The following is a 21,012-nucleotide window of genomic DNA, read 5'->3' as shown; positions in this document are numbered from 1 at the left end:
GGAACAGAGATGACCGAATCACTGTGGCCCGCCGATGTCGGGCTTGTTACCCGGGTACCCGGCAGGGGGAGGAAGATGAGCCCATGACTGCGATCCTCTCCTCCTCCGAACTGATGAGCGAGATGGCCGGTTCCCGGCCGCCGGTGCTCCTGGACATCCGCTGGCAGCTGGGCGGCCCCGACCAGCGCCCCGCGTACGAGGCCGGGCACCTGCCCGGTGCGGTGTACGTGGACCTCGACCGCGAACTGGCAGGTCCGCCGGGGTCGGGCGGCCGTCATCCGCTGCCGGACCCGGAGGCCTTCGGCGCGGTGATGCGCCGCGCCGGGGTCCGCTCGGACACGCCGGTGGTCGTGTACGACGGCGGCCAGGGCTGGGCGGCCGCACGTGCCTGGTGGCTGCTGGGCTGGACGGGTCACCCGGACGTGCGGGTTCTGGACGGAGGGCTGACCGCCTGGACGGCCGCGGGCGGTGCGGTGACGGCCGACACGCCGACGCCGCAGGAGGGCGATTTCAAGCCAAACCCTGGCGCGCGGGGACTGCTGGAAGCGGACGGGGCCGCGGCGCTGGCCCGCAGTGGACTGCTCCTCGACGCCCGGGCGGGCGAGCGCTACCGGGGCGAGGTGGAGCCCATCGATCCGGTGGGCGGGCACATCCCGGGCGCGGTGTCGGCCCCGACCACCGAGAACGTCGGCGCGGACGGGCTGCTGCGGCCGGCCGCCGAACTGCGCGCCAGGTTCGCCGCGCTGGGAGCATCGGAGGACACCGAGCTCGGCGTGTACTGCGGTTCGGGGGTCTCCGGGGCGCACGAGGTACTGGCCCTGGAGGTGGCGGGCTTCGACTCCGCCCTCTACGCGGGCAGCTGGTCGCAGTGGTCCGCGGACCCGGAGCGCCCGGTGGCCACCGGCCCGAACCCGTAACGGACCGGAGCGACCCGCCACGGCCCGCTAGGACGGCGCGCGCGTCGCGGTGGTACCCCGCCCGGGGCACCACCGCGAGGCGCGGCTGCTCCTGCTGCCTCTGCTACTCCTGCTTCTTGCGCCGGGTGCCGAAGACGATCTCGTCCCAGCTGGGCACCGCCGCGCGGCGCCCGGGCCGGACCCCGTCGGCCTCGGCCTGCCGGTCCGTCGTCCCGGTGAGCCGGTCGCGGTGGCCCGCCACCGTGCGCGGCATCAGTACGTCCGCGTACGCCGAACCGGCGCCGGCCGAAGCCGCCGCGGCCGGGGGCTCCTCGCTCTCCGGCTCCTCGGCGGGGAGTTCGGGACGCTCGGTCCGGTCCGGGACCACCAGGTCCCCCCGGAAGCTCGGAACCGCCTCCAGCAGGCTGGTCAGCGTGTCCCGTTCCTCTTCGGGTTCCGGTACGGGGGCGGGCCTGCCGTCGGGCCGCTCCAACTGCCGCTCCAACTGCCGGTCCAGGGCCCGGTCCAGCGGCCGGTCCCGGGGCAGCCGGGCGATCCGGGGCACGAACGGGAAGCTCGGCTCCGGGGTCGACGGCAGATCGTCCGACTCGCCGATCAGCGAGCGCGCCTCGTCGTCCACGGCCACGACCAGCCGGCGCGGCGGGTCGTAGGTCCAGCTGGCCGAGTGCGGTTCGGCGGCCACCCGGTAGACCAGCAGGACCTCCCAGGTGCCGTCGTCGCGGCGCCAGGAGTCCCACTGGACGGAGTCCTTGTCGGCCCCGCGCAGGCCGAGGCGTTCCTGCACGGCCTCGCCGAGCTGCGGTCCGGTGTTCTCGCCGGGACGGCGTACGGGGGTCTTGCGGGCCCGCTCCGCCATGAAGGCGCGCTCGGCCAGGACGGGACCCTCGAAGCGGCGGACCCGGTCGACCGGGATGCCGGCGAGTTGCGCGACCTCCTCCGCGGAGGCACCGGCCCGTATGCGGGCCTGGATGTCGCGGGGGCGGAGGTGGCTCTCCACCTCGATCTCGATCTGGTTCAGGCGTGCGCGGTCATTGCGCACGGCAGCACGCAGCCGCTCGTCGATCGGAAGCGTGTACTCCGTGCTGTCCGCAGCCTTGAGCACCAGTCGTGTTCCGTCATTCGAGACGGCCACGACACGCAGTTCGGGCATGGGGACCTCCCGGGTGGTGCCTGCCGACGTCACGTGCGTCGCTGCTTCCGCTAGTCGAGTGTGGCCTGCCCGGGTGCAGCCTGCCACAACCTTGCCGTGTTAAACCGGCGTGTCGGGCAAGCGCCCTTGATCGACGTTATGGCACGGTTACCTGTTGGGCACGCACAGTGACCGAATGGTTACTGTGCGCAGCAGGAGTCCGTGCGATACCGCGGCATCACCGGTCGTGAGTGCCGTTTTTCCATCAGCCGGCCCCCTCTCCCGGGTCCGGACATCCGTAAGGAAGGACGGCCCCAGGGCTCGCCACAGTACTCCATTCGGGCCACCTGGGTGGACCGCCGCGCCGCCGAAGTTGTCCTGGGCGGCGGGAGTTGGGCTGCCCGAAATCGGGTCATCGGCCGGGCCCACCTGCGCGCGCGTCCGTTTTCGGGTGTCTTGCTTCACAGAATCCCCAGAAACGGAACTATCTCTTTCGCTCAGCTGTCAGTAACGGCAGGAAGAGGAGATGCGCGAGAGGCAGGACACACCGGGGATGTCGATGGGTCAGAAGGCGGCAGGGGCAACCGAACCGGAGGGAACCGGCGGCGGCAGGCTCGATCTGAGCGTGGCCCAGATCGCGGGTTCCTCCCTGGCGACCGTGGCGGCGGCACTGCTCGCCTCGAAGCTGGGCGTCTACGGGACGATCCTCGGCGCCGGCGTGGTGAGCGTCGTCGCCACGGCGGGCGGACCGGTCATCCAGCACGTCTTCCGGCGCACCGGCGACCAGTTGCGCGAGAGCGCCGCCCGCCCCAGGGCCCGTCGGGTTCCGCCGTCCGGCGCCGCGCAGCCGCCGCCGGAGGACGCCGCCGCGTCGGGGGAGTTCGGCGCGGCGACCGTGCACGGCACCCGCGTACGGGGCTGGAAGCGCACCGCGGTGGCCTCGGGGGCGGCGTTCGCCCTGGCCATCGGTGGTCTCGGGACCTACGAGGCCGTCGCCGGCACCTCGGTCAGCAAGGGCGGGGACACCCTGCTGTCGGCCGGCACCCGCAAGGCCGCCGACCACCGCCCGGCCCCCTCCGGGGAGGACCGGGACGGCGGGGGTTCCGGCGAGCGCGGCGGCAAGGACGGCAAGGACGGCAAGGACGGCAAGGACGGCAAGAGCCCCGGGCCCGGGACCTCGCCCAGTCCCTCCGCGCCCCACGGCTCCGGCGGCCGGAGCCCCGCACCGGGCACCACGCCCTCCGGGAACCCGACGCCGCCGGCGACCCCCGGCCCGGAGGTCTCCCCGGGCGGGACGACTCCCTCCAGGCCCGTCACCCCGCCCGCCCCGACCCCCGGCGGCGGGGGCGCGAGCTCCGCCGCCGGGGGCACGGGTACGGGTACGGGATCCGGCACCGGTCAGGGGTCCGGCGGGACCCCCTGAGCCGGGCCGCCCGGCCGCAGGCTCAGGCCCCGAGCACGCGCCGCAGGTAGTCGTTGCCGAACACCCGGTCCGGGTCCAGCCGGTCGCGCAGCGCGGTGAACTCCGCGAAGCGCGGGTAGGCCTCGGCGAGGTACTCCGCGTCCCGGGTGTGCACCTTGCCCCAGTGCGGCCGCCCGCCGTGCGCGGTGAAGATGCGCTCGGCGGCCGTGAAGTAGGCCTGGTAGGGGGTGCCCCGGTACATGTGCACCGCGATGTAGGCGGTCTCCCGGCCCGAGGCGGTGGACAGGGTGATGTCGTCGGCCGGAGCCGTGCGCACCTCCACCGGGAAGCTGATCCGCAGCGCGGAGCGCTCGACCATCGTCTTGAGTTCCCGCAGCGCCTCGACCAGCCGCTCGCGCGGGAGGGCGTACTCCATCTCCACGAAGCGCACCCGGCGCGGGCTGGTGAACACCTTGTACGGGATGTCCGTGTAGGTGCGCGCCGACAGGGCGCGGCTGGCCACCCGGGCGATGGCGGGGACGGCCGCCGGGACCGCCCGGCCGAGCGAGTTGACGGCCTGGAAGATCCCGTTGGACAGCAGTTCGTCCTCGACCCAGGCGCTCAGGGCGCCGGGCGGGGCGGCCGGGCCCTGGCTGCGGTTGTTGCGCTTGGTGTTGCAGTTGCCGGTGTGCGGGAACCAGTAGAACTCGAAGTGCTCGTTCTCGGCGACGTGCTGGTCGAACTCGGCGGTCACCCGGTCGAAGCCCATGGGCTCCTCACGGGCGGTCAGGAGGAAGAGCGGCTCGACCGCGAAGGTCAGCGAGGTGACGATGCCCAGGGCGCCGATGCCGAGCCGGGCGGCCGCGAAGACCTCCGGGTTCTCCTTCTCGGAGCACGTCAGCAGGCGTCCGTCGGCCGTGACCAGCTCCAGGGCGCGTATCTGGGCGGCGAGGGAGGCCGAGTCGCGGCCCGTGCCGTGCGTGCCGGTGCTGGTGGCGCCCGACACCGTCTGTTCCATGATGTCGCCCATGTTGGTGAGCGAGAGGCCCTGCGCGGCCAGGGCCAGGTTGAGGTCCTTCAAGGCCGTGCCGGCCGCCACCGTGACCGTCCCGGCGGCGCGGTCGGCCGACAGGATCCCGGCCAGGGCCTGGGGGCGTACGAGCACGCCGTCGGTCGCCGCCGCCGCGGTGAAGGAGTGGCCGGTGCCCACCGCCTTCACCCGCAGGCCTTCCCCGGCGGCCCTGCGGACCGCCTCCTGGAGCTCTCCGACCGAGGTCGGAGTCACCACGCGCGCGGGCGTGGCGCTCACGTTTCCCGCCCAGTTACGCCATGCGGTCCGCCGGTGCTTCTGCGCTGCTGTCCCCGTCACCATCGGTGGAAGGCTCCTCCCCTTGCGCCGGCCTCGTCAGCCGGCGGTATCCCGCGAACGCCACCGCCGCCGCGGCGGTTCCCGCCGCGACCGAGACGACGTACCCGCGCTGGGCGCCGGCCGCGTCGATGACGAGTCCGGTCACGGAGGAGCCGACCGCGACGCCGACCGCCAGGCCGGTGCTGATCCAGGTCATGCCCTCGGTGAGCTTCGCGCTCGGTACGTGCGCTTCGATCAGGGCCATCGTGGTGATCATCGTGGGAGCGATGGCGAGGCCCGAGACGAAGAGCGCCACGGCCAGAAACGGAAGGTTCCCGGCCAGTAGGAGGGGGATCATACTCACGGCCATCGCGCAGATGCCCAGTACCCACCTGCGTTCCGTCCGGCCCTTGAGATGCAGCAGGCCGAAGACGATGCCGGCCAGACAGGATCCGGCCGCCCAGACGGCCAGGATGAAGCTGGCCGAGGCCTTGTGGCCCTGCTCCTCGGCGAAGGCCAGGGTGGACACGTCGATGGAGCCGAAGATCGCGCCGGTGGCCACGAACGTGGCCGTCAGCACCTGGAGGCCGGGGGAGCGCAGGGCGGAGCGGCGCTCGGCGTGTTCGTCGCGCGGGTGCGGGGCGGGCTCGGTGGAGCGCTGGGCGGTGAGCACCCAGACGCCGACGAGCAGGCAGACGGCGGCGATCAGGGGGCCGGCCTCGGGGAACCAGGCGGTGGAGAGTCCGATGGCGAGGATCGGGCCGAAGATGAAGCAGACCTCGTCCACCACGGACTCGAAGGAGTACGCGGTGTGCAGTTCGCGGGGGGAGTCGCGGTAGAGGGCGGTCCAGCGGGCGCGGATCATCGAGCCGACGCTCGGCACGCAGCCGGCGACGGCGGCGCAGACGAACAGGGTCCAGTCGGGCAGCCCGTTCGCGGCGGCGAGCAGCAGCCCCGCCACGGCGGCGACGGAGATCAGGGTCGCGGGGCGCAGGACCCGCCGCTGCCCGTACTGGTCCACCAGCCGGGAGACCTGGGGGCCGATGACCGCGGCCGCCAGGGCCAGCGTGCCGGTGAGGGCGCTGGCCATCGCGTACCGGCCGGTGATCTCCGAGATCATGGTCAGGATGCCGACGCCCACCATGGAGATCGGCAGCCTGCCTATGAGGCCGGCGGCGCTGAACCCCTTGGTGCCGGGGGCCGCGAAGATCGCGCGATAGGGACTGGGCAAGGGAGTCTCCGTAAGGGACGTCATCGGCCCATACAGGTTACGACCGCCGGTACGGCACCCGCACGGGGACCGACCGGGGCGATTCCACCCCGGCCATGGGAACTTAGGGTCACCTTACCTGCGACGCGTCCGGGACGCGGACCGGGCGGTTGCCCCCCCGCAGGACGCCGAGTGGCAGGATTCGAGGCATGTCAGACCAGCTCCGTGCCCCCGAAGCGCCCGCGGCCGAAGGCCTCGCCGCCCCCTACGACGCCCTCCTGCTGCTGTCCTTCGGCGGCCCCGAAGGACCCGACGACGTCGTGCCGTTCCTGGAGAACGTCACGCGCGGGCGCGGGATCCCGCGCGAGCGCCTCAAGGAGGTCGGGCAGCACTACTTCGGTTTCGGCGGCGTCAGCCCGATCAACGGGCAGAACCGCGAGCTGCTGGACGCGCTGCGCAAGGACTTCGCCGGACACGGGCTGGACCTGCCGGTGTACTGGGGCAACCGGAACTGGGCCCCGTATCTGACCGATGTGCTGCGGGAGATGGCCGCCGACGGCCGTCGCCGCATCGCCGTACTCGCCACCAGCGCCTACGCCTCCTACTCGGGCTGTCGCCAGTACCGGGAGAACCTCGCCGACGCCCTGGCCGCCCTCGAAGCGGAGGGCGTGGCCGAACTGCCCCGGGTGGACAAGCTGCGGCACTACTTCAACCACCCCGGCTTCGTGCAGCCCATGATCGACGGGGTGCTCGCCGCGCTGGCCGGACTCCCCGAGCAGGTGCGCGACGGGGCGCACCTGGTCTTCACCACCCACTCCATCCCGACGGCCGCCGCCGACGCCTCCGGCCCGGCCGGGGAGCACGGCGACGGCGGCGCCTACGTCAGGCAGCACCTCGACGTCGCCGCCGTGATCGCGCGGGCCGTCCGCGCGGAGACGGGCACCGCCCTGCCCTGGGAGCTCGTCTACCAGTCGCGCAGCGGCGCCCCGCACATCCCCTGGCTGGAGCCGGACGTCTGCGACCACCTGGAGGCCCTGCACGCCGCGGGCGCCCCGGCGGCCGTGATGGTCCCGATCGGCTTCGTCTCCGACCACATGGAGGTCCTCTACGACCTCGACACCGAGGCCATGGCGAAGGCAGCGGAACTGGGCCTGCCCGTCGCCCGCTCGGCGACGGTCGGCGCGGACCCGCGGTTCGCGGCGGCCGTACGCGACCTCGTGCTGGAGCGGGCCGCCACCGAACGCGGCGAGCCCGCCGAGCGGTGCGCGCTCGGACTGCTCGGCCCGAGCCACGACCTCTGCGCCGTGGGCTGCTGCCCGGCGCGCGAGCCCCGGCCGGCGGCCGCGGGCGCCGACAGCCCGTACGCGTAGGGAGCCGGACCATGATCTCCGAGGAACTGACGGCCGAACTGCTGGACGTGGGCCTGGAGGCCGCCCGGCGCGCCGGGGAGCTGCTGCGCGACGGCCGCCCCGCGGACCTGGTCGTGGCGGCGACGAAGTCCAGCCCGATCGACGTGGTGACCGAGATGGACATCGCGGCCGAGAAGCTGATCTGCGGGATCCTCGCCGAACGCCGGCCCGCCGACGGGCTGCTCGGCGAGGAGGGCGCGGACAGCCCCGGCACCAGCGGGGTGCGCTGGATCGTCGACCCGCTGGACGGCACCGTGAACTACCTCTACGGGCTGCCCAGCTGGGGCGTGTCCATCGCCGCCGAGTACCGGGGCGAGACGGTGGCCGGGGTGGTGGCGGCCCCGATGCGCGGGGAGACGTACCACGCGGTCCTCGGCGGCGGGGCCTGGCTGGGGACGGCCCGGCTCGCCTGCCGGGCGCCGGCGCCGCTGGACCAGGCGCTGATCGGCACCGGGTTCGCGTACGTCCAGACCCGGCGGGCCCACCAGGCCGAGGTGGCCCGGCGGGTCATTCCGCTGGTGCGCGACATCCGGCGGGGCGGCTCGGCGGCGCTGGACCTGTGCGACGTCGCCGCGGGGCGGCTCGACGGGTACTACGAGCGCGGGCTGAACCCCTGGGACCTCGCCGCGGGCGAGCTGATCGCCCGCGAGGCGGGCGCCCTGACCGGCGGGCGGCCCGGGCAGCCGGCCTCGGGGGAGCTGGCCCTGGCGGCCTCCCCGGCGGTCTTCGCCTCCCTCCAGCCGCTGCTGGAGGAGAACGGCGCCTGGCACGACTGACCCGCCGGATCCCGGGGACGGGCGTCCCGGGCACGGGCGCGCGGGTCCGGGCGTCCGGTGTCCGGTCGGCCCGGACATGAAGACGGACCCCCGCCGCCGGGAAGGGCGGCAGGGGTCCGTACGGGCTGGGGTCGGGTGCCGGCGGGTCAGGCCGCGGTGGCCGTCGCTGCCACGGCCACGGCCACGCCGTGTTCCGCGGCGAGCCGCTGGAGGTCTTCCAGCTCGGCCTGTTCCACATCCGCGAGGTAGTCGTCGCCCGTCTCACGGGCCTTGCTGAGGTCCGACTGCGTGGCCTTGATGCGCTGCAGGAGACCCGCGGTGAATGCGTCCATGGTGGGTGCGCCCCCTCTGCGTGGGTCGGCGACGGACGGAACGGGCCGTCCGCCGTCCAGGGAGTGGTTGGGGTGTGCTGACGTCCTCCCCGGCACCCTGGGCCCAGAAACCTCGTGAGGCGAGGGAATCCTCACCTCCACACCGTCCCCACCTCCCGTCCACCCCCGGCACGTGCCCGCCGCGGGGCGCGGGGGGCGGGCCGCCGGGGGGCCGCAGGGGCGCCTTACAGCCGGTTTACGGCGGAAACCGGCAGGATGGAGGCGCAATACACGTGTGCCCTTCTGGGCTCGAAGGAAGGAAACGACGTGCGCGTACTCGTCGTCGAGGACGAGCAGCTGCTCGCCGATGCGGTGGCCACCGGCCTGCGCCGGGAGGCCATGGCCGTGGACGTCGTGTACGACGGCGCCGCGGCCCTGGAGCGCGTCGGGGTGAACGACTACGACGTGGTCGTGCTCGACCGGGACCTTCCCCTGGTCCACGGGGACGACGTCTGCCGGCGGATCATCGAACTCGGCATGCCCACCCGGGTGCTCATGCTCACGGCCTCGGGCGACGTCAGCGACCGGGTCGAGGGCCTGGAGCTGGGGGCGGACGACTACCTGCCCAAGCCCTTCGCCTTCACCGAGCTGACCGCCCGCGTCCGCGCGCTCGGACGGCGGACCACCGTGGCCCTGCCGCCCGTCCTGGAGCGGGCCGGGATCAAGCTGGACCCCAACCGGCGCGAGGTGTTCCGGGAGGGCAAGGAGGTGCAGCTGGCGCCGAAGGAGTTCGCGGTGCTGGAGGTCCTCATGCGCAGCGAGGGGACCGTGGTCTCGGCCGAGCAGCTGCTGGAGAAGGCCTGGGACGAGAACACCGACCCCTTCACCAACGTGGTGAGGGTGACCGTGATGACCCTGCGCCGCAAGCTCGGCGAGCCGCCCGTCATCGTGACGGTGCCCGGCTCCGGATACCGGATCTGACCGGGTGGCCGCGACCCCGGCGCCACCGGCGGCGCCGCCGAAACCGACCTGGGACCCCGGCCAGCCCGAGGGTCCCTTCCCTTGGCTGAGGCCGACCATCCGCATACGCCTCACCCTGCTCTACGGCGGCATGTTCCTGATCGCCGGGATCCTGCTGCTGTCGATCATCTACCTGCTCGCCGCGCAGGCGCTGCGGGAGGGCAACGCCCTCCCGTTCAAGATCGTCGGCGGCCAGAAGGTGGAGGTCTCCAGCACCACCTGCTCCGGCGTGGGCATCGACCAGTCGATCGACCAGTTCAACGCCGCGATCGGGCAGTGCATCCTCGACCAGCGCAAGCACGCGCTGGACGACCTGCTGCGCCGCTCGCTGATGGCCCTCCTGGGCCTCAGCATCATCGCCTTCGCCTTCGGCTACGCGATGGCCGGCCGGGTGCTCTCGCCGCTGGGCAAGATCACCCGTACCGCCCGCCGCGTGGTCGGCTCCGACCTGACCCGGCGGATCGAGCTGGACGGGCCGGACGACGAGCTGAAGGAGCTCGCCGACACCTTCGACGAGATGCTCGACCGGCTGGAGCGGGCCTTCACGGCCCAGCAGCGCTTCGTGGCCAACGCCTCGCACGAGCTGCGGACCCCACTGGCCATCAACCGGACGCTGCTGGAGGTGCACCTGTCGGATCCCGGGGCCGCGGTGGAGCTCCAGCAGCTCGGCAAGACGCTGCTGGCCACCAACGAGCGCAGCGAGCAGCTGGTCGAGGGCCTGCTGCTGCTGGCGCGCAGCGAGAACCAGATCGTCGAACGCAAACCGGTGGACCTGGCGGAGGTCGCCTCGCGGGCCATCGACCAGGCGCGCGGCGAGGCCGCCGCGAAGGACGTGGAGATCCGCGGCGAACGGGCGCTGGCCGTGGTCCAGGGCAACGGCGTCCTGCTGGAGCGGATCGCCCTCAACCTGGTGCAGAACGCCGTCCGGTACAACGTGCCGGAGGGCGGCTGGGTGGAGGTCACGACCGAGGTCCAGCACGGCCAGGCGGTGCTCCTCGTGTCGAACACGGGTCCCGTGGTTCCCGCGTACGAGGTGGACAACCTCTTCGAGCCCTTCAGGCGGCTGCGTACGGAGCGAACGGGCAGCGACAAGGGTGTGGGGCTCGGCCTGTCCATCGCGCGCTCCGTGGCGCGCGCACACGGCGGCCGCATCCTGGCGACCCCGCGCGAGGGCGGTGGCCTCGTGATGCGCGTCACGTTGCCCTTGTGACCGGCCCGGGCCCCTGTTCGCTGTCAGCGGAATGGCCGGAACGGGTGGAGGATGGTACCTGTGTGATCGATCACATTGTCGAGTGTCGGGTCATGTGCGTTCGGTGACCCCATGGCGGCCGGAAAGCCCGGGAAGTCCGGGTTTCCGGTCCCCTTGATGGCGGGAAATACACCGGGTGGCGTTTGTGCAAGACGGCCCCCGGACCGTGTACGGTCCCGGTCGTCATCCCAGCTACAAGTCCTTCGGGCGTGCGGCTGGGTGTCGATTGAGTAACAGACCTTGATGTGAGGCAAAATCTCCGCCTCAGGTCGGGCACAAGTCCGGCCTCTCGCGCGTTACGTGCGCTGAGACACCGCTAAATCCCAGAGGGGGAGAGCGAAAAAATGGCAACGGACTACGACACCCCACGCAAGACCGACGATGACGTCGACAACGACAGCATCGAGGAGCTGAAGGCCCGGCGCAGCGAGAAGTCCTCTTCGAACGTAGATGTCGAGGACTTCGACGGCGCCGAGAGCCTGGAGCTGCCCGGCGCGGACCTCTCCAACGAGGAACTGGCCGTCCGGGTGCTCCCCAAGCAGGCCGATGAGTTCACCTGCATGAGCTGCTTCCTGGTGCACCACCGCAGCCAGCTGGCACGCGAGAAGAACGGCCAGCCGATCTGCCGCGACTGCGACTGAGGCCCCGGCCGTGACCGGCTCGACGCCCTTTCGGAAGCGACGCTTCCGGAAATCCGGCGGTCAGGCGGAGACGCAGGCGGCCACGGGCCCGGAAACGGGCCCCGGTGCCACCGGCGCCTCGGCCGTCGACGCGACCGCCCCGCCCTCGGGCGCCACGGACGTGGTGCCATCGGCCGCCCAGGCCGGCGAGGGATCCCGGGACAAGCCCGGGGCGGGTCGGATGCAAGCCGTCAAGAACGGTGTGCGCAAGGGCGGCGAAAGCGCCAGGGCCGCCGCCCTGTACATCACCGACCGCATCATCCAGAACGCACCGCGCGTTCCGGTTCGGGACCTCGCGACGCTGCGCGCGCAGTTCCCGGGCCTCGACCCCGATCAGCTGGCCGACAAGCTGATCTCCGGCGCCGCCCATGCCACGTCGACCGTCGGCGCGGGCATCGGCGCCGCGGCGATGCTGCCGGTTCCGCCCGCCATGCCGGCGGAGCTGGCCGCGGAGATCACCGCCGTCGCCGCCATCGAACTCAAGCTCGTCGCCGAACTGCACGAGGTCTACGGACAGCGCGCCCCCGGCACCCTGAAGGACCGCAGCCTCGCCTACCTCACGGCATGGACCGAGGAGCGCGGGATCGACCTGACCAAGCCGACGACGCTGAACGCGGCGCTCGGCGGGCAGATGAAGCGCGAACTGCGCCAGCAGATCATGAAGCGGACGTTCCGCAACCTGCCCAACCTCATGCCTTTCATGGTGGGCGCGGCCGTCGGAGCGGCGATGAACCGCCGCGACACCCGCAAAGTCGCCGAGAAGGTGCGTGGTGACCTGCGGCGGCGTGCCGTGTCCTGGGACGCACTGCCCGCGCCCGCGCCCCGTGAGACCCCCGCCCAGCCCCTTCCCGGGGCCGGCGAGCGCGCACTGGAGGGCCCGCCGCGCGAGGACGGCTGAGACCGGCCGGAGCGGGCCGGGACCGGCCCGGGCGTCAGGCTCCGGCCGGGGCGTCCTTCGCCGCGCGGATGGCCGCCGCCAGGGCCTGGGGCTCGCGCGTGGAGACGTACACGTACGGAGTGGGGTCGGCCGGGTCCGTCACCTCGACGCGCACCGCGGTGGGCACGTAGCTCCGCATCAGCATGAAGGCCCGCATGTCCGCCTTGTAGGTGCGCCAGGCCCGGGCCTCCTCGGCCTCCAGCACCTCGGGCTCGCCGAGGGCGGCCACCGGGATGTGGGCGTCGCCCGCGGCGAGGGAACCGTTCACCACGCGCACGCGCGCGGACCCGTACGAACTCACCACCATCCCCGCCAGCACGGTGCCGCCGACCAGCCCCGCCAGCGGCGGCAGCGCGCCCAGCGGGAGCAGCGTCAGGGCGCACGCCACACCGGTCAGTGCGGCGATGCCCCACCAGGAGCGGGGGGCGGACAGGCGTTCGTCGTGGTGCGCGGGGGAGAGCTGCATACGGGCAAGCCTGCCACGAGGCGACCGGCGGGTAGCCGCGCGGGTAAGGTCTGCGGCTGTGAGTGGACGAAACACAGCGTTGACGCCCCCCGCCGATGCCGTCGCACCGGTCCGGCACCCCGATGCCCCGGCACCCGGTGAGCTCCTCGGCGCGCACTACGGACACTGTTTCGGCTGCGGCGAGGGTCAGCCCCACGGGCTCCATCTTGAGGCCCGCGCGGGTGAGGGCGTGCGCGTCACCGCCGAGTTCACCGTCAAGCCCGCTCACCAGGGTGCCCCGGGGCTCGCCCACGGCGGCGTCCTGGCCACCGCGCTCGACGAGACGCTCGGCTCCCTGAACTGGCTGCTGCGCCTCATCGCGGTCACCGGCCGGCTGGAGACCGACTTCGTACGGCCCGTGCCCGTGGACACCGTGCTGCACTTGGAGGCCGAGGTCACCGCCGTCGCCGGGCGGAAGATCTACTCCAGGGCCGTCGGCAGGATAGGCGGCCCGCAGGGACCGGTGGCCGTACGCGCCGAGGCCCTGTTCATAGAGGTGAAGGTCGACCACTTCATCGACAACGGTCGGCCCGAGGAGATCCGGGCGGCGATGTCCGACCCGGACCAGGTCAGGCGCGCACGCGCCTTCGAGGTGAACCCCTGATGTCCCAGAACAACCACGCGCCCCGCCATGACGTCGACGTGCTGATCCGCCGCGTCGACCCCGAGGTGCCCCTGCCCGCCTACGGTCACCCCGGCGACGCCGGCTGCGATCTCGTGACCACCGAGGCGGCCGAGCTGGCGCCCGGGGAGCGGGCCGTACTGCCCACCGGCATCGCCATCGCGCTGCCCGACGGGTACGCCGCCTTCGTGCACCCGCGCTCGGGCCTGGCCGCCCGCTGCGGGCTCGCGCTCGTGAATGCCCCGGGGACGGTGGATGCCGGGTACCGTGGGGAAATCAAGGTGATCGTGGTCAATCTCGACCCGCGCGAGAGCGTCAGGTTCGAGCGTTTCGACCGCATTGCCCAGCTGGTTGTCCAGCGGGTCGAGAAGGTGCGCTTCCACGAAGTGGAGGAGCTGCCCGGATCGGCCCGGGCCGACGGGGGGTTCGGCTCGACCGGCGGTCATGCGGCCGTGGCCGGATCGGGCGCTGGTCAGCAGGGTGGGAATGGCTACGCTTCGGTCGTAACCGACCGGGAAGGACAGTGACGTGTTCGGACGTCGCAAGAAGAACGACTCCGTCAAGGACGGCGGCGCGGCCGAGCAGGTCGACGGCGTGCGCGCCGACGAGCCGGACGACGCCGACGGACTCGACTCCGCCGGGCCGCGCAGGCTGAACCTGCCTCCGGCCCCGCGGCCCGACGGCCCGTGGGACGTCTCGGAAGTACCCGGGAACCCGGCCGAGGGCCGGGTCGACCTGGGCGGCATCCTCGTACCCGGTGTCGAGGGCATGGAACTGCGCGTCGAGGTCGCCGGGGACGCGATCGTCGCCGCCACCGTGGTCCTCGGGGACAGTGCCGTGCAGTTGCAGGCCTTCGCCGCGCCCAAGAAGGAGGGCATCTGGGGCGAGGTCCGCGACGAGATCGCCTCGGGCATCACCCAGCAGGGCGGCATCATCGACGAGGTCGAGGGTCCGCTGGGCTGGGAGCTGCGCGCCCAGGTGCCCGTCCCGCTGCCCGACGGCCAGACCGGCGCCCAGCTGGTCCGCTTCGTCGGCGTCGACGGCCCGCGCTGGTTCCTGCGCGGCGTGATCTCCGGCCAGGGCGCGGTGCGCCCGGAGTCGGCCGGCGTGCTGGAACAGATCTTCCGCGAGACCGTCGTCCTGCGTGGCGAGGGGCCGATGGCCCCGCGCGACCCCATCGTCCTGAAGCTGCCGAACGACGCCCAGATGGTGCCGGACGGCGTGCAGACGGCCGAGGACCAGGAAGGCTCCCGCTTCGGCGGTGGCATGGGCCAGCTGGAGCGCGGCCCGGAGATCACCGAGGTCCGCTGACCCGCGGCCCCGCCGGGGCACCGATTCCAGGGCCGGTGGGCCCCGCACCCCCGGGTGCGGGGCCCACCGGCTTTCGCGCGCCCGGGTCCGCGGCGGGGGCGTCAGGGATGCGTCAGGGATGTGCCCCGGCCCGCCCATCGGTGCGTGAACCTCGGCGGCGTCCCCGAGAATGAGCGCATGGGACGCGGCAGGCTAAGGATCTATCTCGGCGCGGCGCCCGGTGTGGGCAAGACGTACGCCATGCTGTCGGAGGCCCACCGCCGGGTGGAGCGCGGCGCCGACTGCGTCGTGGGCTTCGTCGAGCACCACGGGCGGGCCCGCACCGAGGTGATGCTGCACGGCCTCGAACAGGTGCCGCGCAGGGTGCTGGCCCACCGGGGCGCGGAGTTCACCGAGATGGACCTGGACGCGGTGCTGGCGCGCCGTCCGGCCGTGGCGCTGGTGGACGAGCTGGCCCACACCAACGTGCCGGGGTCGCGCAACGCCAAGCGCTGGCAGGACGTGGAGGAACTGCTCCGGGCCGGCGTCGACGTGGTGTCCACCGTCAACATCCAGCACCTGGAGTCGCTCGGCGACGTGGTCGAGTCGATCACCGGAGTGCGCCAGCGCGAGACGGTGCCGGACGAGGTGGTCCGCCGGGCCGACCAGATCGAGCTGGTCGACATGTCCCCGCAGGCCCTGCGGCGGCGGATGGCCCACGGCAACATCTACCGGCCCGACAAGGTCGACGCGGCCCTGTCGAACTACTTCCGGCCCGGCAACCTCACCGCGCTGCGCGAGCTGGCCCTGCTGTGGGTCGCGGACCGGGCCGACGAGTACCTCCAGGAGTACCGGGGCGAGCACGGCATACGCTCCACCTGGCAGGCGCGCGAGCGCATCGTCGTCGGGCTCACCGGAGGGCCCGAGGGGCGCACGCTGATCCGCCGGGCCTCGCGGATGGCGGCCAAGGGCTCCGGCAGCGAGATCCTCGCCGTCTACATCGCCCGCAGCGACGGGCTCACCTCGGCCTCGCCGAAGGAGCTCGCGGTCCAGCGGACCCTGGTCGAAGACCTTGGCGGAACGTTTCACCATGTGATCGGGGACGACATCCCCGAAGCCCTCCTGGAATTCGCCCGCGGCGTCAACGCCACCCAGATCGTGCTCGGCTCCAGCCGCCGCAGGAACTGGCAGTACGTCCTGGGCCCCGGCGTGGGCGCCACCGTCGCCCGGGACTCGGGCCCCGACCTCGACGTGCACATCGTCACCCACGAGGAGGTGGCCAGGGGACGCGGACTGCCGGTGGTCCGCTCGGCCGCCCGGCTCGGCCGGCCCAGGATCGTGGCCGGCTGGGTCGTCGGGGTGGTCCTGCCCGCGCTGCTGTGCCTGCTGCTCACGCACACCACCGCCGACCCCGGCCTCGCCAACGACATGCTGCTCTTCCTCGCCCTGACCGTGGCGGCGGCGCTGCTCGGCGGCCTCTGGCCGGCCCTGGCCTCCGCGGCCTTCGGATCCCTCCTGCTGAACTACTTCTTCGCCCCGCCGCTGCACCGGTTCACCGTCTCCGATCCCAGGAACATCATGGCCATCGCCGTGTTCTTCGGGGTCGCTGTCTCGGTCGCCTCGGTGGTGGACCTGGCGGCCCGGCGAACGCACCAGGCGGCCCGGCTGCGCGCGGAGTCCGAGATCCTCTCCTTCCTGGCCGGGAGTGTGCTGCGCGGCGAGACGGCCCTGGACGCGCTGCTGGAGCGGGTGCGCGAGACCTTCGCGATGGAGTCGGTGGCCCTGCTGGAGCGCGCCGGGGACCTGGAGCCCTGGGTCCCGGCCGGCAGCGTCGGCCCCAGCCCGGCCGCCCGGCCCGAGGACGCCGACGTGGACATGCCGATCGGCGACCACATGGCGCTGGCCCTGTCCGGCCGGGTGCTGCCGGCCGGCGACCGCAGGGTGCTCGGCGCCTTCGCCGCCCAGGCCGCCGTCGTCCTCGACCGCCAGCGGCTGGTGGGGGAGGCCGAGGAGGCCCGCCGCCTCGCCGAGGGCAACCGGATCCGCACCGCACTGCTGGCCGCCGTCAGCCACGACCTGCGCACCCCGCTGGCCTCCATCAAGGCCTCCGTCAGCTCCCTGCGCTCCGCCGACGTGGAGTGGTCCGAGGAGGACCGGGCCGAGCTGCTGGAGGGCCTCGAGGACGGCGCCGACCGGCTGGACCACCTGGTGGGGAACCTGCTGGACATGTCCCGGCTGCAGACCGGCACCGTGACACCGCTGATCCGGGAGATCGACCTGGACGAGGTGGTGCCGATGGCGCTGGGCGGCGTACCCGAGGGCAGCGTGCTGCTCGACGTGCCGGAGACCCTGCCGATGGTGGCGGTGGACCCGGGGCTGCTGGAGCGGGCCGTGGCCAACGTGGTGGAGAACGCCGTCAAGTACTCCCCGCGCGGGGAGCCGGTGCTCGTTGCGGCCAGCTTCCTCGGCGACCGCGTCGAGGTGCGCGTCGTCGACCGCGGCCCCGGGGTGCCGGACGCGGCCAAGGACCGGATCTTCGCCCCCTTCCAGCGCCACGGCGACGCCCCGCGCGGCACCGGCGTGGGCCTCGGCCTGGCGGTGGCCCGGGGCTTCGCGGAGGCGATGGACGGCACCCTGACGGCCGAGGACACCCCCGGCGGCGGCCTGACGATGGTGCTCACCCTGCGCGCGGCGGCCCGGCGGGAACCGGCCCGCGCCGGAACCGGGAGCCCGCCCGGCGCCGTTGACCGGGCGGGGGCCGCCGGGCGGACCGCGCACCGGCCGCCCCCCGCTCCGACCGAGACCGGGGACCACTCCGGACGACAGAAAGCAGGACCCCGATGACCCGGGTGCTCGTGGTGGACGACGAACCGCAGATCGTCCGGGCCCTCGTGATCAACCTGAAGGCGCGCAAGTACGAGGTCGACGCCGCCGCCGACGGGGCCCAGGCCCTGGAGCTCGCGGCGGCCCGCCACCCCGACGTGGTCGTCCTCGACCTCGGCCTGCCCGACATGGACGGCGTCGAGGTGATCAGGGGGCTCCGCGGCTGGACCCGGGTGCCGATCCTGGTCCTCTCCGCCCGGCACAGCTCCGACGAGAAGGTCGAGGCCCTCGACGCGGGCGCCGACGACTACGTCACCAAGCCGTTCGGCATGGACGAGCTGCTGGCCCGGCTCCGGGCCGCCGTCCGCCGGGCCGAGCCGGCCGGCGGGGCGGGCGGGGACGAGGTGGTGGTGGAGACCGAGGGCTTCACGGTGGACCTCGCGGCCAAGAAGGCGGTGCGCGAGGGACGCGACGTACGCCTGACGCCCACCGAGTGGCACCTGCTGGAGGTGCTGGTGCGCAACGGCGGCAAGCTCGTCAGCCAGAAGCAGCTCCTCCAGGAGGTCTGGGGGCCCTCGTACGGCACGGAGACCAACTACCTGCGGGTCTACATGGCGCAGCTGCGCCGCAAGCTGGAGGCGGACCCCTCGCACCCGCGGCACTTCATCACCGAACCGGGCATGGGATACCGCTTCGAGAGGTAGCCGGAGCGCCGGTAGGCTTCCCGTATGAGTGCTGAACCGCGTCCCGAGAAGCCCGCGAAGCCGGCCAGGCCGGCGGGCCGGTTCCGCCGGATGATAGAGCGGCTGTCGACCTCCCAGGAAGAGCTGCATTCGGCGGAGCTGCAGCAGGCCGCAGAAGCCGCGGGGTGCACGCGGATCTGCGACTGCCACGATCGTCAGATAGTCAAGGTGACCGGAACCCTGCGTACCGTCACCCTGCGCCCCCGGGCGGGCGTGCCCGCCCTGGAGGCGGAGCTGTTCGACGGATCGGCCGCACTCGACGTGGTGTGGCTCGGACGTCGCTCGATCGTGGGAATCGAGCCCGGGCGCCGCATGATCGCCTCCGGGCGGATTTCGATGAGTCATGGGCGCCGGGTGCTCTTCAACCCGAAGTACGAACTCCGACCGCTCGGACAGGAGCACTGACCGGTGACGTCATTCGACCGACCGACCACCCCCGACCCCGACGCCGCGCCCTCCGAGGACCAGAAGGCCGTGACGCAGGCGGCGCTGTTCGACGCCTTCGGCGGCATCCGGGGCACCGTGGAGACGATGCTCCCCGGCCTGCTCTTCGTGATGATCTACACGATCAACAAGGACGTGACGTCCTCGGCCATCGCGGCGGGCGCCCTCGCCGTCCTGCTGGTGATCGTCCGGCTGCTGCGCAAGGACACCGTCAAGCACGCCTTCAGCGGGGTCTTCGGCGTGGGCGTGGGCGTGGCCTTCGCCCTGTTCACGGGCAGCGCCAAGGGCTTCTACCTGCCCGGCATGATCTACGGCGCCGGACTGGGCGTGGCCTTCACGCTGTCGGCGCTCGTGGGCTTTCCGCTGCTGGGCGTGATCCTGGGGCCGGTCTTCAAGGAGAACCTGTCCTGGCGGACCCGCAACCCGGGGCGCAAGAAGGCGTACACCAAGGCCAGCCTGGCGTGGGGCCTGATCTTCCTCGCCAAGTACGCGATCCTCTTCCCGCTGTACTGGTGGGGCGACGCGACGCAACTGGGCTGGGTGCTGATCGCGCTGAAGCTGCCGCCGATGGTGCTGGCCGTCTACTTCACCTGGGTCTTCCTGGCGAAGGCGCCGCCGCCGATCGACGTCATCGCCGAGTACGAGGCCGAGGAGGCCGCCGAGAAGGCGGCGCGGGCCGCGGCGCGGGAACACGGGCTCTGAGCGCTGAGCGCTGAGCGGCTGGGTGGGCTGGGCGCCGCGTGGCTGCGCGAGGCGTACGGCGCAGACGGAAGGGGCGGGGCGACCGATGGTCGCCCCGCCCCTTGCGCCGTACGGCGGCCCGTGGATCAGTGGCCGGCCTGGAGGAGGTCCTCCAGCTGTTCCTCGCGGGCCTGGGCGGCCACGAAGAGGAGCTCGTCGCCCGGCTCCAGGGTCTCCTCGCCGTGCGGGGTGAGCACCCGGTTGCCCCGGATGATCGTGACGAGCGAGGTGTCCTCCGGCCAGGTGATCTCGCTGATCTGGGTGCCGGCGACCGGGGAGTCGGCCGGCAGGGTCAGCTCGACCAGGTTGGCGTCTCCGTGGCTGAAGCGCAGCAGCCGCACCAGGTCGCCGACGCTGACGGCCTCCTCGACCAGGGCCGACATCAGGCGCGGCGTGGACACGGCCACGTCGACGCCCCAGGACTCGTTGAAGAGCCACTCGTTCTTCGGGTTGTTGACCCGCGCCACGACCCGGGGGACCCCGTACTCGGTCTTGGCGAGCAGGGAGACGACCAGGTTGACCTTGTCGTCACCGGTGGCGGCGATGACCACGTTGCAGCGCTGCAGCGCGGCCTCGTCGAGCGAGGTGATCTCGCAGGCGTCGGCCAGCAGCCACTCGGCCTGCGGGACCCGCTCCACCGAGATGGCGGTCGGCGCCTTGTCCACGAGGAGCACCTCGTGGCCGTTCTCCAGCAGCTCGCCCGCGATGGAGCGGCCCACGGCGCCGGCTCCGGCGATCGCGACCCTCATGCGTGTGCCTCCTCGGGCCCTTCGGCGAAGGCCGCCTCGACCTTGTCGATCTCGTCCGTGCGCATCATCACGTGGACGAGGTCGCCCTCCTGGAGCACGGTCTGCGAAGTCGGCAGCGTGGCCTCACCCAGCCGGGTGAGGAACGCGACACGGACTCCGGTCTCGTCCTGGAGCTTGCTCACCTTGTGCCCGATCCAGGCGGCGGAGGTGTGCACCTCCGCGAGCTGCACGCCGCCGCTGGGGTCGCGCCACAGCGGCTCCGCGCCCGAGGGCAGCAGCCGGCGCAGCATCTGGTCGGCGGTCCACCGTACGGTCGCGACGGTGGGGATGCCGAGACGCTGGTAGACCTCCGCGCGCTTGGGGTCGTAGATGCGCGCGGCGACGTTCTCCACGCCGAACATCTCACGGGCCACGCGAGCAGCGATGATGTTGGAATTGTCACCACTGCTGACCGCCGCGAAGGCGCCGGCGTCCTCGATGCCGGCCTCCCTCAGGGTGTCCTGGTCGAAGCCGACCCCGGTGACGCGACGACCGCCGAAGGAAGCCCCCAGCCGGCGGAATGCGGTGGGGTCCTGGTCGACGACCGCGACCGTATGCCCCTGCTGTTCCAGGGTCTGCGCGAGGGCGGAGCCCACTCTTCCGCAGCCCATAATGACGATGTGCACGGCCGTCCTTCCGGCTGACAGCGGCTCGCTGGTTTCCAGCCT

The 21,012-nt window shown here is 72.8% G+C and carries 22 protein-coding genes; 15 read left to right on the top strand and 7 right to left on the bottom strand.

The window, feature by feature from the left end:
• The first annotated feature begins 83 nt into the window (after positions 1-83).
• A complete protein-coding gene (locus ACFYYT_RS15320) occupies positions 84-917 on the top strand; it encodes a sulfurtransferase (protein ID WP_351815288.1) in 834 nt (277 codons plus the stop codon).
• 103 nt (positions 918-1,020) lie between these two features.
• On the opposite strand, the gene sepH is transcribed toward ACFYYT_RS15320, so the two are convergent.
• Positions 1,021-2,067 (bottom strand): septation protein SepH, encoded by a 1,047-nt coding sequence (gene sepH / locus ACFYYT_RS15315; protein ID WP_351815285.1) that lies wholly within the window; start codon positions 2,065-2,067, stop codon positions 1,021-1,023.
• Positions 2,068-2,572: 505 nt separating this feature from the next.
• Here sepH and ACFYYT_RS15310 point away from each other — a divergent pair.
• Positions 2,573-3,469 (top strand): hypothetical protein, encoded by an 897-nt coding sequence (locus ACFYYT_RS15310; protein ID WP_351815282.1) that lies wholly within the window; start codon positions 2,573-2,575, stop codon positions 3,467-3,469.
• 22 nt (positions 3,470-3,491) lie between these two features.
• Here ACFYYT_RS15310 and ACFYYT_RS15305 read toward each other — a convergent pair whose 3' ends face one another.
• A complete protein-coding gene (locus tag ACFYYT_RS15305) occupies positions 3,492-4,820 on the bottom strand; it encodes a D-arabinono-1,4-lactone oxidase (RefSeq protein ID WP_351815279.1) in 1,329 nt (442 codons plus the stop codon).
• Positions 4,771-6,027, bottom strand: coding sequence for an MFS transporter (locus tag ACFYYT_RS15300; protein WP_351815276.1), 1,257 nt, complete (start codon positions 6,025-6,027; stop codon positions 4,771-4,773). The genes ACFYYT_RS15305 and ACFYYT_RS15300 overlap by 50 nt, the downstream gene beginning before the upstream one ends.
• 188 nt (positions 6,028-6,215) lie before the next feature.
• On the opposite strand from ACFYYT_RS15300, the gene ACFYYT_RS15295 reads away from it, so the two are divergent.
• Together ACFYYT_RS15295 and ACFYYT_RS15290 are read left to right on the top strand one after the other, a co-directional pair.
• Positions 6,216-7,376, top strand: a complete 1,161-nt coding sequence (locus tag ACFYYT_RS15295) for a ferrochelatase (RefSeq protein ID WP_351815274.1) — start codon at positions 6,216-6,218, stop codon at positions 7,374-7,376.
• An 11-nt stretch (positions 7,377-7,387) separates the two neighbouring features.
• Positions 7,388-8,191 (top strand): inositol monophosphatase family protein, encoded by an 804-nt coding sequence (locus tag ACFYYT_RS15290; protein WP_351815272.1) that lies wholly within the window; start codon positions 7,388-7,390, stop codon positions 8,189-8,191.
• 146 nt (positions 8,192-8,337) lie between these two features.
• On the opposite strand, the gene ACFYYT_RS15285 is transcribed toward ACFYYT_RS15290, so the two are convergent.
• A complete protein-coding gene (locus ACFYYT_RS15285) occupies positions 8,338-8,523 on the bottom strand; it encodes a hypothetical protein (RefSeq protein ID WP_351815270.1) in 186 nt (61 codons plus the stop codon).
• Positions 8,524-8,829: 306 nt separating this feature from the next.
• On the opposite strand from ACFYYT_RS15285, the gene ACFYYT_RS15280 reads away from it, so the two are divergent.
• The 4 genes from ACFYYT_RS15280 (at position 8,830) to ACFYYT_RS15265 (ending at position 12,349) form a co-directional block, all read left to right on the top strand.
• The gene (locus ACFYYT_RS15280; RefSeq protein WP_030235203.1) at positions 8,830-9,483 is read left to right on the top strand and encodes a response regulator transcription factor; all 654 of its coding nucleotides are present in this window, start codon (positions 8,830-8,832) and stop codon (positions 9,481-9,483) included.
• A gap of 4 nt (positions 9,484-9,487) precedes the next feature.
• Positions 9,488-10,732: a HAMP domain-containing sensor histidine kinase gene (locus ACFYYT_RS15275; protein ID WP_351815267.1), complete on the top strand. Its 1,245-nt coding sequence runs from the start codon at positions 9,488-9,490 to the stop codon at positions 10,730-10,732.
• A 383-nt stretch (positions 10,733-11,115) separates the two neighbouring features.
• The gene (locus ACFYYT_RS15270; protein WP_030235196.1) at positions 11,116-11,412 is read left to right on the top strand and encodes a DUF4193 domain-containing protein; all 297 of its coding nucleotides are present in this window, start codon (positions 11,116-11,118) and stop codon (positions 11,410-11,412) included.
• Positions 11,413-11,422: 10 nt separating this feature from the next.
• Positions 11,423-12,349 (top strand): hypothetical protein, encoded by a 927-nt coding sequence (locus ACFYYT_RS15265; RefSeq protein ID WP_351815265.1) that lies wholly within the window; start codon positions 11,423-11,425, stop codon positions 12,347-12,349.
• Between the two features lie 34 nt (positions 12,350-12,383).
• On the opposite strand, the gene ACFYYT_RS15260 is transcribed toward ACFYYT_RS15265, so the two are convergent.
• Positions 12,384-12,854, bottom strand: coding sequence for a DUF3093 domain-containing protein (locus tag ACFYYT_RS15260; RefSeq protein WP_351815263.1), 471 nt, complete (start codon positions 12,852-12,854; stop codon positions 12,384-12,386).
• A gap of 58 nt (positions 12,855-12,912) precedes the next feature.
• On the opposite strand from ACFYYT_RS15260, the gene ACFYYT_RS15255 reads away from it, so the two are divergent.
• From ACFYYT_RS15255 to ACFYYT_RS15225, 7 genes are all read left to right on the top strand, one after another.
• Positions 12,913-13,497, top strand: a complete 585-nt coding sequence (locus tag ACFYYT_RS15255) for a PaaI family thioesterase (protein WP_351815261.1) — start codon at positions 12,913-12,915, stop codon at positions 13,495-13,497.
• Positions 13,497-14,042 (top strand): dUTP diphosphatase, encoded by a 546-nt coding sequence (dut, locus tag ACFYYT_RS15250; RefSeq protein ID WP_351815259.1) that lies wholly within the window; start codon positions 13,497-13,499, stop codon positions 14,040-14,042. Before ACFYYT_RS15255 ends, dut begins: the two co-directional genes overlap by 1 nt.
• Position 14,043: 1 nt before the next feature.
• Complete coding sequence (locus ACFYYT_RS15245) at positions 14,044-14,826, top strand: DUF3710 domain-containing protein (RefSeq protein WP_351815257.1); 783 nt, start codon at positions 14,044-14,046, stop codon at positions 14,824-14,826.
• 177 nt (positions 14,827-15,003) lie between these two features.
• A complete protein-coding gene (locus tag ACFYYT_RS15240; RefSeq protein WP_351815254.1) occupies positions 15,004-17,649 on the top strand; it encodes a sensor histidine kinase KdpD in 2,646 nt (881 codons plus the stop codon).
• Positions 17,646-18,332: a response regulator gene (locus ACFYYT_RS15235; RefSeq protein WP_351815251.1), complete on the top strand. Its 687-nt coding sequence runs from the start codon at positions 17,646-17,648 to the stop codon at positions 18,330-18,332. The genes ACFYYT_RS15240 and ACFYYT_RS15235 overlap by 4 nt, the downstream gene beginning before the upstream one ends.
• 24 nt (positions 18,333-18,356) lie before the next feature.
• Positions 18,357-18,776 (top strand): OB-fold nucleic acid binding domain-containing protein, encoded by a 420-nt coding sequence (locus ACFYYT_RS15230; protein WP_351815248.1) that lies wholly within the window; start codon positions 18,357-18,359, stop codon positions 18,774-18,776.
• Positions 18,777-18,779: 3 nt separating this feature from the next.
• Complete coding sequence (locus ACFYYT_RS15225) at positions 18,780-19,517, top strand: DUF3159 domain-containing protein (protein WP_351815245.1); 738 nt, start codon at positions 18,780-18,782, stop codon at positions 19,515-19,517.
• Positions 19,518-19,642: 125 nt separating this feature from the next.
• Here the strand turns inward: ACFYYT_RS15225 and ACFYYT_RS15220 are convergent, their stop codons facing one another.
• Entirely contained in the window at positions 19,643-20,305 is a 663-nt protein-coding gene (locus tag ACFYYT_RS15220; RefSeq protein ID WP_266573493.1) for a TrkA family potassium uptake protein, read from the bottom strand.
• Positions 20,302-20,970: a TrkA family potassium uptake protein gene (locus ACFYYT_RS15215; RefSeq protein ID WP_351815242.1), complete on the bottom strand. Its 669-nt coding sequence runs from the start codon at positions 20,968-20,970 to the stop codon at positions 20,302-20,304. The genes ACFYYT_RS15220 and ACFYYT_RS15215 overlap by 4 nt, the downstream gene beginning before the upstream one ends.
• Positions 20,971-21,012 lie beyond the last annotated feature (42 nt).

The sequence above is a fragment of the Streptomyces sp. NPDC002032 genome, assembly GCF_042890765.1.
In the GTDB taxonomy this organism is placed as follows: Bacteria; Actinomycetota; Actinomycetes; order Streptomycetales; family Streptomycetaceae; genus Streptomyces.
This window is presented reverse-complemented; position numbering and strand designations above follow the sequence as displayed.